Source organism: Streptomyces sp. NPDC030893, assembly GCF_055571535.1.
On sequence record NZ_JBVIFC010000013.1, the window covers coordinates 158,527 to 171,331 of the forward strand.

The following is a 12,805-nucleotide window of genomic DNA, read 5'->3' on the forward strand; positions in this document are numbered from 1 at the left end:
TCATCGCGTCTCCTCGGGTGCACTGCCAGTGATACCCAGGGGGGTATGCCTGAGCTCAACCGTAACAGGGTCCGGTCTATGCCCCGGGGGGTATCCGTCAGTGACACGCCTCACGTGTCAGGCCGCGGGAGCCACCCATCGGTGGCCCCCCGACCGGTCACGCGTCCCCGTACGCCTCCCCGCCCGGCTCGAACCGGGCCGTCCCCGCGGTCGCGTCGGCGAGCCAGGCGCGGAAGGCGGGCACGTCGGCGTCCGGAAGGCCGATCTCGATGGTGACCTCCTCGCCGTAGCGCACGTCGCGCACCTCGCGCCCGGTGGCGCGCAGGTCGTTCTGGACCTTGCCCGCACGCTGGTGGTCGACGGTCACCGTGGCGAGGCGGAAGCGGCGCCGGGTGATCGTGCCGAGGGTGTCCAGTGCCTCGCCGACGGCGCCGCCGTACGCGCGGATGAGACCGCCCGCGCCGAGCTTGATACCGCCGTAGTAGCGGGTGACGACGGCGACGACGTACCGCATGTCGCGGCGGAGCAGCATCTGGAGCATGGGCACGCCGGCGGTGCCGCCCGGCTCGCCGTCGTCGCCGGCCTTCTGGGTGGAGGCGTCGGCGCCGATGACGTAGGCGAAGCAATTGTGGGTGGCGTCGGCGTGCTCCTTGCGGACGGCGGCGATGAAGGCCTGCGCCTCCTCCTCGGTGGCCGCCGGGGCGAGGGCGCACAGGAAGCGGGAGCGGTTGATCTCGGTCTCGTGCACACCCGCGCGGGCAACGGTGCGGTACTCGTCCTGCATCCGGCCAGCCTATGCGCCGCCGCGCGGGGGGTCCGTCGGGGCTACCGCCTGCTGCCCCGGGGCACGGTGAGCGACGTCAGCAGGGCGGTTCGGGGGGCCAGGTCCCGCCATGCGGCGCCGCGCCAGGACAGCACGGCGATCGCGGAGGTGGGGAACTTGGCGCGGACCCGCTCCAGGGTGTCGTCGAGGCCGTCGCCGGCCAGCGTGAGGACGAGGTCCTCCAGTCCCGGGTTGTGGCCGACCAGCAGCAGCGTCTCGACCTCGGCCGGCACCTCGCGGATCACGGCCAGCAGCTCGGGGACCTCGCCGTGGTACAGGCGCGGGTCGTGGCGGACCGGCGGGGGTGTGCCCCACTGGGCGGCTGCCAGCTCCCAGGTCCGGCGGGCGCGTACGGCGGTGGAGCACAGCGCGAGGCCCGGCAGGCAGTCGGCCTCGGCGAGCGCGCGTCCCGCGGCCGGCGCGTCCCTGCGCCCGCGGGCCGCGAGGGGGCGTTCGTGGTCGGTGACGCCCTCCGGACGGGCGGACTTGGCGTGGCGCAGGACGACCAGCCGGCGCAGCGGTCCGGCGCCGGCACGTTCGATCATGCCGGGGATCCCAGGTCGCGGGTGAGGTCGAGGCCGAGGAGGCGGTCGGCATAGGCGTAGGTCTCGAAGCGGGCGCCGTCCGCCAGGTCCGGGTCACGCTCCACCAGGCGCAGGACGCCCAGCACACCGGCCGTGTCCAGGTCGTCCTCCCACGCGGTGCGCAGGTCCGCGCGGACCTGGTCGGGGACGGGCCGGGAGGGCCGGTGCGCCCAGGCGGCGACGGCGCGGCGCCAGCGGCCGAGGGTGTCGCCGGCGTCGCCCAGGGCGGCCGCGTCGACCGTCACGGGCGTGCTTCTGTGGTGCGCGAACAGGGTGAGGCGCAGGACGGCCGGGGCGGTGTCGTCCGGCGGGCCGGGAGCCTCCCAGTGCACGGGGGCGACGGCCACGCGCACTCCGTCGGGGGTGTCCCCGCCCTCACCCACCACGTGCAGCACCTGTGCCTCGCCCAGTCCGGTGCCCGCGTCCGGGCCGTCCTCGAACGGGCGGACGCCCAGCGCCGCGCCCGCCGCGCGGAGCTGCGTCTGCTCGCGCTCGCCGCTGAGCAGCGCCCACACGGGTGTGCCGCCGAGCTCCAGGGCGCGTACGAGCAGGTCCGCGGTGAGCAGCAGGCGCAGGTTGGTCGGGTCGAGGCCCTGTGTGTGGGCCTCGACCCGGGTCAGGCCCCGCCGGGCGGGGGCGGCGTCCACGGGTTCGCCGGTTCGGGCGTCGGTGATGCGCAGCACGAGGCGAGCGTAGGCGCGCGAGCGGGCGTACGCAGGTATCTCGCGCTCTTTTCGGAGCGCCGTACGCGGATTCCGCGCCGGGCGGCCCCGGCCTCCGGTACGGTCCGCCGCTCCGCGGGGAGGGAATCAGCGTGCGCCCCGCTTCGTTGTGCGGGGGACGGTTCTTTCACTGCTCCCGGGAGGTCCACGGTGTACGGCGACGAGGCGACGGTCCGCAAGATCCTCACCGGACTCGGTGACACCTGGGCGGTGGTGGGCCTGTCGTCGAACCGGCAGCGCGCGGCGTACGGCGTCGCACAGGTGCTCCAGCGGTTCGGCAAGCGTGTGGTGCCGGTGCACCCGAAGGCGGAGACGGTGCACGGCGAGCAGGGCTACGCCTCGCTGGCGGACATCCCCTTCGAGGTGGACGTCGTGGACGTGTTCGTCAACAGCGATCTGGCCGGGGCGGTCGCGGACGAGGCGGTGGCCAAGGGCGCGAAGGCGGTGTGGTTCCAGCTCGATGTCGTCGACGAGGCGGCCTACGAGCGCACCCGGGCGGCGGGCCTGGAGATGGTGATGGACCGCTGCCCCGCGATCGAGATACCCCGGCTGGGTTAGGCGCCCCCGGGGAGGCGGGTCGCCGGTGCGGTGGCCCGCCTCAGGCCACGCCGAGCCCCTCCAGCACCTCGGCTCCCGGCAGTTCGGCGAACGCCTTGCCGGGTACCAGCAGCTTGCCGCGCCGCCGCCCGCTGCCGACGAGGACGTACGGCAGGTCCACGACGGCCGCGTCGATCAGTACCGGCCAGCCGCCCGGCAGTCCGACCGGGGTGATGCCGCCGTACTCCATGCCGGTCTCCCCGGTCGCCGTGTCCATCGGGGCGAAGGAGGCCTTGCGGGCGCCGAGGTGACGGCGTACGACACCGTTGACGTCGAGCCGGGTGGTGGAGAGCACGACACACGCGGCGAGCGTGCTCCCGCCGCCGCGCCTGCCCGCGACGACCACGCAGTTCGCCGACCGCTCCAGCAGGTCCCGGCCGTAGTGCTCGACGAAGACGGCGGTGTCGGCCCAGCGCGGGTCGGTGTCGACGTACAGGATCCGGTCGGCGGGGACGCTGCCGCTCCAGGCGCGGACGGCGGCCGCGACCGGGCCGGTGAGCTCGTCGAGGCACTCGGGGGCGGGCGTGGCGTGGTCGAAGTCTCCGATGGGTGCACGCATGGCCGCACCGTAACAGCGGTCCGGCGGCTGCCGGAGGCGCGTCTCAGCGCACGGGCGGCACCGACACGAACATGATCATCTCCATCGGCGCCTCGCCCCGGTTGGCGTAGGCGTGGGGCGCGTCGGCCTCGAACGAGGCGCTGGCACCGGCCGGCACCCGGTGCTCGGTCCCGTCGACGGTGAGGGTCAGCTCCCCCGCGGTGACGTGGAGGAGTTCGACCGTACCGGCCGGGTGGGGGTCGGAGTCGCTGTTCTCGCCCGGCATGAGCCGCCAGTCCCACATCTCCAGCGGGCCGGGCGCCTCCGTGCCGGCGAGCAGCCGGTTGAAGCTGCCGCCCTCGGTGTGCCAGAGCCGCACGGCCCGGTCGGCGGAGACGACCCGGACCCTGGGGCCCTGCTCGTAGTCGAGCAGGGTGGTGATGCTGACGCCGAGCGCGTCCCCGATCTTGACGACGGTGCCGATGCTCGGGTTGGTGCGGGCCTGTTCGATCTGGATCAGCATGCCGCGGCTGACCCCCGCCCGCGCCGCGAGCACGTCCAGGGTGAAGCCGCGCTCGGTGCGCCACCGTTTGACGTTGCGCGCCAGGGATTGGGTCAGCAGGTCGAGGTCCGACACGTTCCATCCAATGCAGTTGAATATTTTGAATGACAGAGTTCACTCTGCTCGACTACGGTGTGGTGCACCCGATCGTTCACCGCACTGTACTGCGAGGTCCACCGTGGCAGCACTGTTCGCCCTGACCACCAGCCTGCTGTGGGGTCTGGCCGACTTCGGCGGCGGACTGCTGGCCCGGCGCACCCCCGCGCTGACCGTGGTGGTGGTCTCACAGTCCGTGGCGGTGGCCGTGCTCGGCGCGATCGTGGCCGCCACGGGCGCCTGGAGCGAGGCGGACGGCCGGCTCTGGTTCGCGGTGGCCGCCGGCCTCGTCGGCCCCGTCGCGATGCTCGCCTTCTACAAGGCCCTCGCCCTGGGCCCGATGGGCGTCGTCTCGCCGCTCGGCTCGATGGGGGTCCTCGTGCCGCTCGGGGTGGGCCTGGCGCTGGGTGAGCGGCCGGGGCCCGCGCAGTTCGCGGGCATCCTGGTGGCCGTCGCCGGTGTCGTGCTGGCCGGCGGACCGCAGTTCAGGGGCGCCCCGGTGCAGCGGCAGGCGGTCCTCCTCACCCTGGTCGCCGCGTTCGGCTTCGGCGCGGTGATGGCCCTGATCGCCGAGGCGTCGACCACGCTCACCGGCCTCTTCCTCGCCCTGTTCGTACAGCGCGTCACCAATGTCGCGGCGGGTGGCCTCGCCCTGTACGTGTCCGTGCGGCGCGGCAGTCCCGCCCTCGCCCCGGGCGGCTTCCCCTGGCGTTCGCTGCCGGCGCTCGCGTTCGTGGGACTCGCCGATGTGGCGGCCAACGGAACGTACTCGATCGCCGCGCAGACCGGCCCCGTCACGGTGGCCGCGGTCCTCGCCTCGCTCTACCCGGTGGTGACCGCGGTCGCCGCCCGGGGCCTGCTCGGGGAGCGGCTCCGCGGGGCCCAGGCGGCCGGGGCGGGGCTCGCCCTGATGGGGTCCGTACTGCTGGCGACGGGGTGAGGACCCGTCGCCCCGTCAGCTCCCGGGTTCCAGCTCGGCGAGCCGGGCCGGGGCGCCGGCGTCCAGCTCCGCGAGCCGGGCCACGCTCTCCTCGTCCAGCAGCGACAGCGCCCGCAACTGCTCCGGGGTGACGTCCTCCGGAATCGGCACGGGCGCCGGGGTGCGCAGCGGCGGCTGCCAGCCCTCGGCGGGGGTCCAGCGGCGTACGACCCGGGCCGGGGCGCCCGCGACCACGGCGTGGTCGGGCACCGTGCCCCGGACCACCGCGCCCGCGGCGACCACCACGTTCCGCCCGATGCGCGCGCCCGGAAGGATCACCGCGCCGGTGCCGATCCAGCAGCCGGGGCCGATCTCCACCGGCTCCATCCGCGGCCACTGCTTGCCGATGGGCTCGTGCGGATCGTCGTAGGAGTGGTTCGTGGAGGTGATGTAGACGTACGGCCCGAAGTAGCAGTCGCTGCCGATGGTGACGGTCGTGTCGGCGATGACGTGGCTGCCGCGGCCCAGGACGACGCCGTCCCCGAGGCGCAGGATCGGTTCGGGACCGAGGTCCAGGCCGGGCATCAGACCGGCGGTGAGGGTGACCTGCTCGCCGATGATGCAGTGCGCGCCGATCCGGATCCAGGGCTCTCCGAAGACCGTGCCGAGCGGGAAGGCGAGCCGGGTGCCCGTTCCCATGGCGGCGAAGCGGAAGTGGCCGGGGTGTTCGGCGGTCACCGAGCCCGTGCGCTGCACCCAGGACCAGCCCGCGTGGACCGCGCGCTGAGCGAGGCGGCGCGGCCAGGACGAGAACGTGTTCTTGCGCTTGGGCACGCGTTCACCGTAGTCGGCGGGTGCGGCGCGGACGGGCCGGTGCCCCTGTGATCTTCACCCCACCGCACTGGCGTACGGTGCGGGGTGTCTACGACGTCCGTGGAGGAGAACGCGATGACGCACCGTGCGCTGATCACCGGCATCGGCGGCAAGGAGCCGCGGGTGGACCCGGGCGCCTTCGTGGCGCCCACGGCCTCCGTGCTCGGGGACGTGACCCTGCACGCCGGCGCGAGCGTCTGGTACGGGGCGGTGCTGCGCGGTGACGTGGAGCGGATCTCCGTCGGCGCGAGCAGCAATGTGCAGGACAACTGCACGCTGCACGCCGATCCGGGGTTCCCGGTCAGTGTGGGCGAGCGGGTGTCGATCGGGCACAACGCCGTGGTGCACGGGGCGACCGTGGGCGACGACTGCCTGATCGGAATGGGGGCGACGGTCCTGAACGGCGCGGTGATCGGGGAGGGGTCGCTGGTCGCCGCCCAGGCGCTGGTGCCGCAGGGGATGCGGGTGCCGCCCGGGTCGCTGGTCGCGGGGGTCCCGGCGAAGGTCCGGCGGGAGCTGACGGACGAGGAGCGTCAGGGGCTGACGCTCAACGGCACGATGTACGCGGCGCTGGCGGAGGTCCACCGGGAGGAGCACGGGGCGTAGGGATGCGCTGTTTGGCGCTCCGCTCCGCGCTCCGCACCGCGCTCAGGCGTTCCAGCTCCACTCCGCCACCTCGGGCAGGTCGGTGCCGTGCTCGCGGATCCAGACGTGGTGCCGGCTGCGCGCGTCGGCCATCCGCTGCCGGACGGCGGCGGCGCGCACGGCGAGCCCGGGGACGCGGTCGATGACGTCCATGACCAGCCGGTAGCGGTCGAGATCGTTGCGGACCACCATGTCGAACGGCGTGGTCGTGGTGCCGGACTCCTTGTAGCCGCGCACATGCAGGTGGTGGTGGCCGTTGCGGCGGTAGGCGAGGCGGTGGATCAGCCACGGATAGCCGTGGTAGGCGAAGATCACCGGCTTGTCCGCGGTGAACAGGCCGTCGTACTCGAACTCGCTCATGCCGTGGGGATGCTGCTCGCGCGGCAGCATCCGGGCGATGTCGACGACGTTCACCACGCGGACCGCGAGCTCCGGCAGATGGCGGCGCAGCAGCTGGGCGGCGGCCAGCACCTCCTGGGTGGGCACGTCACCGGCGCAGGCCAGGACGACGTCGGGTTCGCCGCCGTTCTCGGTGCCCGCCCACTCCCAGATCCCGGCGCCCCGCGCGCAGTGGACGCGTGCCTCGTCCATCGACAGCCAGTCGTAGCAGGGCTGTTTGCCGGCCACGATCACATTGACGTAGTCGCGGCTGCGCAGGGCGTGGTCCGCGACGGACAGCAGGGTGTTGGCGTCCGGGGGGAGATAGACCCGTACGACGTTGGGGCTCTTGTTGAGCACGTGGTCGACGAAGCCGGGGTCCTGGTGGGAGAAGCCGTTGTGGTCCTGGCGCCACACGTGGGAGGTGAGCAGGTAGTTGAGCGAGGGGATGGGGGCGCGCCAGGGCAGTTCGCGGCAGGTCTTCAGCCATTTGATGTGCTGGTTGACCATGGAGTCGACGATGTGCACGAACGCCTCGTAGCAGGAGAACAGTCCGTGCCGGCCGGTGAGGAGGTAGCCCTCGAGCCAGCCCTGGCAGAGGTGTTCGGAGAGGACCTCCATCACCCGGCCGTGCCGGTCGAGGTGCTCGTCGACGTCCAGGGTGGCGGCCTGCCAGGCCTTGCCGCTGGCGCCGTAGACGGCCTGCAGCCGGTTCGAGGCGGTCTCGTCGGGGCCCATGAGCCGGAAGTCCCGCCGGACGGAGGTGTCCCGCATGACCCGTTCCAGGAGGTCGCCGAGGACGCGGGTGGGCTCGTGCAGGGTGGTGCCGGGCTTGTCGACGGGGACGGCGAACGCGTCCAGGGACGGCATGGGCAGCTCGCGCGCCAGCAGCCCGCCGTTGGCGTACGGGGTGGAGCCGAGGCGCCGGGCGCCCTCGGGGAGACAGGCCAGGACGTCCGCGACGGGCCGCCCCTCGCCGTCGAAGAGTTCCCCGGGCCGGTACGACTTCAGCCACGCCTCCAGCTGCCGCAGGTGCTCGGGGTTCTCGCGGACGCCGGGCAGCGGCACCTGGTGGGAGCGCCAGGTGCCCTCGACGGGCTGTCCGTCGACCTCGCCGGGGCCGGTCCAGCCCTTCGGGGTGCGCAGCACGATCACCGGCCATCGGGGACGCTCGGTGACGCCCTCCTCGCGGGCGGCGCGCTGCGCCTCGGCGATGCGGTCCAGGGCGGTGTCCAGGGCGTGCGCCATCGCGCGGTGGACGTCGGCGGGCTCGCTGCCGCTCACGTGGAGCGGCTCGTGGCCGTAGCCGCGCAGCAGCGCGTCGAGCTCGGGCTCGGGCAGGCGGGCCAGGACGGTCGGGTTGGCGATCTTGTAGCCGTTGAGGTGCAGGATCGGCAGGACGGCGCCGTCGTGCACCGGGTCGAGGAACTTGTTGGAGTGCCAGGAGGCGGCCAGCGGCCCGGTCTCCGCCTCGCCGTCGCCGATCACGCAGGCGACCAGCAGGCCGGGGTTGTCGAGGGCGGCGCCGTAGGCGTGGGCGAGGGAGTAGCCGAGTTCGCCGCCCTCGTGGATGGAGCCGGGGACCTCGGGGGCGATGTGGCTGGGCACACCGCCGGGGAAGGAGAACTGCCGGAACAGCCGTGCCATGCCGGCCGCGTCCCGGCCGACGTCCGGGTAGGTCTCGCTGTAACTGCCCTCGAGCCAGGAGTTGGCCAGCACGGAAGGACCTCCGTGGCCGGGTCCCCAGATGCACAGCGTGTCCCGTCCGCGTGCCGCGATCACCCGGTTGAGGTGGGTGTAGACCAGGTTGAGCCCGGGTGAGGTGCCCCAGTGCCCGAGCAGCCGGGGCTTGATGTGCTCGGGCCGGAGGGGTTCGGTGAGCAGCGGATTCGCCAGCAGGTAGATCTGGCCCGCCGACAGGTAGTTGGCGGCCCGCCAGTGGGCGTCCAGGGTGCGCAGTTCCTCGTCGCTCAGTACGGTCCGGCTGTCCTGGTCCTCAGGCATGGATGACTCCGTGAGTGGTCGGCCTGGGTGGTACGGCGGTGTCGGGCGGGGGACGGGCATCGGGAACGGGGTACCAGTCTTCCCGGCTTCGATGCCCCTCGCGCGGTGGAACGGCGCCATGTGGCGCAATCGGAGCGCGTACCGCGCGGTGCGGTACGGGTGATCGCCACCACCTTCCTCCCGGAACGGTCCCGGCGACAGGGGCCGAGGGTCCCGGGCCGGCCCCGGAAGGGCGATGTGCCGCGGGACGGCCGGGGAGGACGGCCCCTCGGGACCGACGACGGCGGGGCCGAAACGCCCCGCACTTTGGGCCGTACGGCCCATGGCCGGGCGCGACGTCCGGGGGCAACGCTGGGAGGACAACGGAAGACCCACACGTCCGGTCCCGGGAGGCCCGCCATGTACGCTCCCCCGTCCCCCGTCATGCCACGCGCCCTGCCCGCCGAGCACCGGGCGCGGCTGGTGCGCACCGCCCGCGAGGTGTCCTTCCCGCAGGGGGCACGGCTGTTCGAGGAGGGCGGCCGGGCGGACCGGTTCTGGGTGGTCCGCACCGGCACCGTGGAACTCGACATGCGGGTGCCCGGACGGCGGGCCGTCGTGATCGAACGGCTCGGGCACAACGAACTCGTCGGCTGGTCCTGGCTGTTCTCCCCGCACGTGTGGCAGCTGGGCGCCGAGGCGGCGACCCCGGTGCGGGCGTACGAGTTCGACGCCCCGGCCGTACTCGCGCTGTGCGGGGACGACCCCGAGCTGGGCCGGGACCTCGCCCGGTGGGTCGGCGACGTGGTGGCCCACCGGCTGCACGCCGCCCGGGTGCGGCTGCTGGACCTCTACGGCCCCTACGGGGCGGGCGGCGCCCTGTGAGGGACGGCCGCCGACGACCCGTACCGGGTCAGCCGTTGGGGCGCAGGGTCCAGACGACCGTCATCTCCCCGGTGACCGCGCCGTCCTGGCGGCGGATGGCGACCGACACGGGGAACTCGGGGCGGCGGCCCTCGTCCAGTTCCGCGACGACCTCGGCGGCCGGGCGGCCGAGGGTGGCGGTGGCCGTGACCGGGCCCATGGCCAGCTTCTTGTAGGCGATCTCGGCGCGGACGGCCAGCGGCACCGCGCGCGAGAGCTGGTCCCCGAACGCGGCGAGCACGATCGCGCCGCTCGCGGACTCGCCGAGGGTGAACATCGCTCCGGCGTGCGGTCCGCCCACGTGGTTGTGGTAGTCGCCCTGGTCCGGCAGGGCGACCACGGCCTGCTCGGGCGTGGTCTCCACGAACTCCAGGTTGAGGGTACGGGCCATGGGAACCGTGGCGGCGAGCATCTCGCCGACGGACATCTGTTCTGCGCTCATGCGCCGGATGTTACCCACGAGTAGCCCCGGCTGGCCATGGCGTACGGCGCCGTGGTTGCTACGTCCTCGTCAACGGCCGGTGACCCAATCGTGTCCGGCGCGCGGCTAGGGTGACTGCCCATGTGGCCAGGACAGCAGCCGCCCGGGGGCGAGCAGAACCCGCAGTCGAACAATCCGTACCAGCAGCCGGGGTACCAACAGCCGAATCCGTACCAGCAGCCCGGCTATCAGCAGCCGAACCCCTACCAGCAGCAGCAGTGGGGGGATCCGTCCACGGTCGGCATGCCCCAGGCACCGCAGGGCGGAGGCGGCGGGAACCGGACGAAGCTCGTCGCGATCCTGGCGGCGACGGCCGTGGTCGTGGCGGCGGGTGTCACCGGGTTCCTGGTCCTCGGCGGCGACAAGGACGACGAGGCCGACGGCAAGAAGGACGCCAAGCCGAGCGCGACCGCCTCCAAGGAGACCTCCGCGGAGCCGAGCGTCTCCGCCTCGGGCGGCAATCCGCGCGGCGGCGAGGAGGAGAAGGCGACCGTTCCGGGCTGGCAGGTCGTGGTCAACACGCGCTTCGGCACCAAGTTCGACGTGCCCGCCGACTGGGAGATCGAGACTCCCGGCACCAGCGTCGGCTTCGAATGGGAGGAGAAGGACGGTGAGTGGGGCCGCACCAGCGTCACCGCCCCGGCGTACCTGAAGTCCCAATGGTGCACCACCGACGACAACAAGGACGGCCGCGAGGAGGACACCGCCCTCGCCACCGCCGGAACGCGCGGTGAGAACGGCGCCAAGACCACCCAGCAGGCGGCCGAGACCCGGGTGCCGTGGTGGATCTACGGCGGGTACACCCAGCCCGACAAGAAGAGCATCAAGCAGGTCGAGCCGAAGCCGTACACGACGGCGTCGGGCATCGAGGGCCACGTCGCCACGTCCCACTCGGAGAACACACCGCAGAAGGGCAAGTGCGACAGCGACGGCAAGGCCATCACGTTCGCGTTCAAGAACGGCGCCGGTGACTTCGTCACCTGGAACCTGTACGGCGCGGCGGGGGTCAAGGACGAGATCCCGGAGGCGACCGTGCAGAAGATCCTCAGCACGGTGCGGCTGACCGAGGAACCGCCGACGGGGACGTAGCAGGTCGGAGGGCCGGCCGCCATTTGGCAAGTCGGCCATGGTCCGGCGATAGTCACGGGGTGCCGACCACCGTCATCCGCCGCCGTCCCGCCTGGGCCGGGCGCAACTACTCCCTGCTGACCGCCGCCGCCGTGGTGACCAACCTGGGCAGCCACGGCGCGCTGATCGCCTCCGCGTTCGCCGTGCTGGGCGCGGGCGGCGACAGCGGCGACGTGGGCCTGGTGGCCGCCGCGCGCACGCTGCCCCTGGTGCTGTTCCTGCTGATCGGCGGGGCGATCGCGGACCGGCTGCCGCGCCACCGGGTGATGGTCGCGGCCAACGCCCTGAACTGTGTCTCGCAGGCCGTGTTCGCGGCGCTCGTCCTGACGGGCGAGGCGCGGCTGTGGCAGATGATGCTGCTGAGCGCGCTCGGCGGCACCGGCCAGGCGTTCTTCAACCCGGCCGCCGAGGGCATGCTGCTCTCCTCCGTCGACGGCGCGCAGGCCGGCCGGGCGTTCGCGGTGTTCCGGATGGCGATGCACGGAGCGACCCTCGGTGGTGCCGCGCTCGGCGGTGCGATGGTCGCCGCGATCGGGCCCGGCTGGGTGCTGGCGGCGGACGCGGCGGCCTTCGCGCTGGCCGCGGCGCTGCGGGCCTTCCTCGACGTGCGGCACATACCTCCGCGCGCCCCGGGCAGCGGCATGCTCGCCGATCTGAGGGAGGGCTGGCGGGAGGTCACCGGCCGACCGTGGCTGTGGGGCATCGTGATCCAGTTCTCCCTCGCCAACGCGGTCGTCGGCGCCGCCGACGCGGTCTACGGGCCGCTCGTCGCCCGGGACCACCTGGGCGGCGCCGCCCCGTGGGGTGTGGCGCTGGCCTTCTTCGGCGGGGGCACGGTGGCGGGCGCGCTGCTGATGACCCGCTGGCAGCCGCGCCGGCTGCTGTTCGTGGGCACCCTGTGCGTGTTCCCGCTGGCCCTGCCGTCGGCCGCGCTCGCCGTGCCGGCGCCGGTCGCCGTGCTGTGCGCGGTGATGTTCGTGACGGGTGTGTCGGTGGAGGTGTTCGGCGTCTCGTGGATGACCGCGCTGCACCAGGAGATCCCGGAGGAGAAGCTGTCCCGGGTCTCGGCGTACGACTGGTTCGGCTCGGTGGCGCTGGTGCCGGCGGCGATGGCGATGGCGGGCCCCGCGGAGACGGCGTTCGGCCGGCCCGAGGCGCTGTGGGGCTGCGCCGCGCTGGTGGTGGTCGCCACGGCGGCGGTCCTGTGCGTCCCGGACGTACGCAACCTGCGCCGCCGGCCCCACGGCGTCACGGGCACGCTCCCCGCACCACGGGCCGAGACCGAGCCCGCCCGGGAGCCCCAGGGCTGAACTCCGCGGCCGGCGGGGCCTCCGCAGTGACGAACAGCCGACAGACCGACGGCCCACCGCGACCAGAACGCCGGTACGGCACGCCGGCGCGTCCCCGACCAGGCTCACACCGACCGCGATATCGGACGCGAACCCGGACCAACCCCCCGTCGGCGGAGCCCCACGGGGGACGAACATCCGACAGCTTGACGCCACACCGCCCACCGCGACCAGAACGCCGGCAGGGCACGCCGGCGCGTCCC

14 protein-coding genes are annotated in these 12,805 nt (G+C 73.5%); 6 read left to right on the plus strand and 8 right to left on the minus strand.

Annotation, left to right across the window (positions count from 1 at the left end; translation table 11 throughout):
- Positions 1 to 157 precede the first annotated feature (157 nt).
- Genes ACZ434_RS23790 through ACZ434_RS23800 form a run of 3 tightly spaced genes read right to left on the minus strand, consistent with a single transcriptional unit; the run spans position 158 to position 2,090 of the window.
- The gene (locus ACZ434_RS23790; protein WP_468459011.1) at positions 158 to 784 is read right to left on the minus strand and encodes a YigZ family protein; all 627 of its coding nucleotides are present in this window, start codon (positions 782 to 784) and stop codon (positions 158 to 160) included.
- 41 nt (positions 785 to 825) lie between these two features.
- Positions 826 to 1,368 (minus strand): SixA phosphatase family protein, encoded by a 543-nt coding sequence (locus ACZ434_RS23795; RefSeq protein ID WP_468459013.1) that lies wholly within the window; start codon positions 1,366 to 1,368, stop codon positions 826 to 828.
- Positions 1,365 to 2,090 (minus strand): hypothetical protein, encoded by a 726-nt coding sequence (locus ACZ434_RS23800; protein ID WP_468459015.1) that lies wholly within the window; start codon positions 2,088 to 2,090, stop codon positions 1,365 to 1,367. The genes ACZ434_RS23795 and ACZ434_RS23800 overlap by 4 nt, the downstream gene beginning before the upstream one ends.
- A gap of 189 nt (positions 2,091 to 2,279) precedes the next feature.
- Here ACZ434_RS23800 and ACZ434_RS23805 point away from each other — a divergent pair, with 189 nt between their 5' ends.
- Positions 2,280 to 2,687: a CoA-binding protein gene (locus ACZ434_RS23805; RefSeq protein ID WP_468459017.1), complete on the plus strand. Its 408-nt coding sequence runs from the start codon at positions 2,280 to 2,282 to the stop codon at positions 2,685 to 2,687.
- Between the two features lie 40 nt (positions 2,688 to 2,727).
- Here the strand turns inward: ACZ434_RS23805 and ACZ434_RS23810 are convergent, their stop codons facing one another.
- Entirely contained in the window at positions 2,728 to 3,285 is a 558-nt protein-coding gene (locus ACZ434_RS23810; protein ID WP_468459019.1) for a YbaK/EbsC family protein, read from the minus strand.
- A 43-nt stretch (positions 3,286 to 3,328) separates the two neighbouring features.
- Positions 3,329 to 3,901 carry a helix-turn-helix domain-containing protein gene (locus tag ACZ434_RS23815; RefSeq protein WP_468459021.1) on the minus strand — a complete coding sequence of 191 codons (573 nt, stop codon included), beginning with the start codon at positions 3,899 to 3,901 and terminating at the stop codon, positions 3,329 to 3,331.
- Between the two features lie 103 nt (positions 3,902 to 4,004).
- Here ACZ434_RS23815 and ACZ434_RS23820 point away from each other — a divergent pair, with 103 nt between their 5' ends.
- Positions 4,005 to 4,862, plus strand: coding sequence for an EamA family transporter (locus ACZ434_RS23820; RefSeq protein WP_468459023.1), 858 nt, complete (start codon positions 4,005 to 4,007; stop codon positions 4,860 to 4,862).
- A 15-nt stretch (positions 4,863 to 4,877) separates the two neighbouring features.
- On the opposite strand, the gene ACZ434_RS23825 is transcribed toward ACZ434_RS23820, so the two are convergent.
- A complete protein-coding gene (locus ACZ434_RS23825; protein ID WP_468459025.1) occupies positions 4,878 to 5,675 on the minus strand; it encodes an acyltransferase in 798 nt (265 codons plus the stop codon).
- Positions 5,676 to 5,789: 114 nt separating this feature from the next.
- Between ACZ434_RS23825 and ACZ434_RS23830 the strand changes: the two genes are divergently transcribed.
- Positions 5,790 to 6,320, plus strand: a complete 531-nt coding sequence (locus ACZ434_RS23830; RefSeq protein ID WP_468459027.1) for a gamma carbonic anhydrase family protein — start codon at positions 5,790 to 5,792, stop codon at positions 6,318 to 6,320.
- A 42-nt stretch (positions 6,321 to 6,362) separates the two neighbouring features.
- On the opposite strand, the gene ACZ434_RS23835 is transcribed toward ACZ434_RS23830, so the two are convergent.
- The gene (locus tag ACZ434_RS23835; protein WP_468459029.1) at positions 6,363 to 8,741 is read right to left on the minus strand and encodes a phosphoketolase family protein; all 2,379 of its coding nucleotides are present in this window, start codon (positions 8,739 to 8,741) and stop codon (positions 6,363 to 6,365) included.
- A gap of 399 nt (positions 8,742 to 9,140) precedes the next feature.
- Here ACZ434_RS23835 and ACZ434_RS23840 point away from each other — a divergent pair, with 399 nt between their 5' ends.
- Positions 9,141 to 9,605: a cyclic nucleotide-binding domain-containing protein gene (locus ACZ434_RS23840; protein ID WP_468459031.1), complete on the plus strand. Its 465-nt coding sequence runs from the start codon at positions 9,141 to 9,143 to the stop codon at positions 9,603 to 9,605.
- Between the two features lie 28 nt (positions 9,606 to 9,633).
- On the opposite strand, the gene ACZ434_RS23845 is transcribed toward ACZ434_RS23840, so the two are convergent.
- Positions 9,634 to 10,071: a DUF4442 domain-containing protein gene (locus ACZ434_RS23845; protein ID WP_468459157.1), complete on the minus strand. Its 438-nt coding sequence runs from the start codon at positions 10,069 to 10,071 to the stop codon at positions 9,634 to 9,636.
- Between the two features lie 135 nt (positions 10,072 to 10,206).
- Between ACZ434_RS23845 and ACZ434_RS23850 the strand changes: the two genes are divergently transcribed.
- Entirely contained in the window at positions 10,207 to 11,214 is a 1,008-nt protein-coding gene (locus tag ACZ434_RS23850; RefSeq protein WP_468459033.1) for a DUF8017 domain-containing protein, read from the plus strand.
- Positions 11,215 to 11,273: 59 nt separating this feature from the next.
- Positions 11,274 to 12,563 (plus strand): MFS transporter, encoded by a 1,290-nt coding sequence (locus ACZ434_RS23855; protein WP_468459035.1) that lies wholly within the window; start codon positions 11,274 to 11,276, stop codon positions 12,561 to 12,563.
- Positions 12,564 to 12,805: the final 242 nt, after the last annotated feature.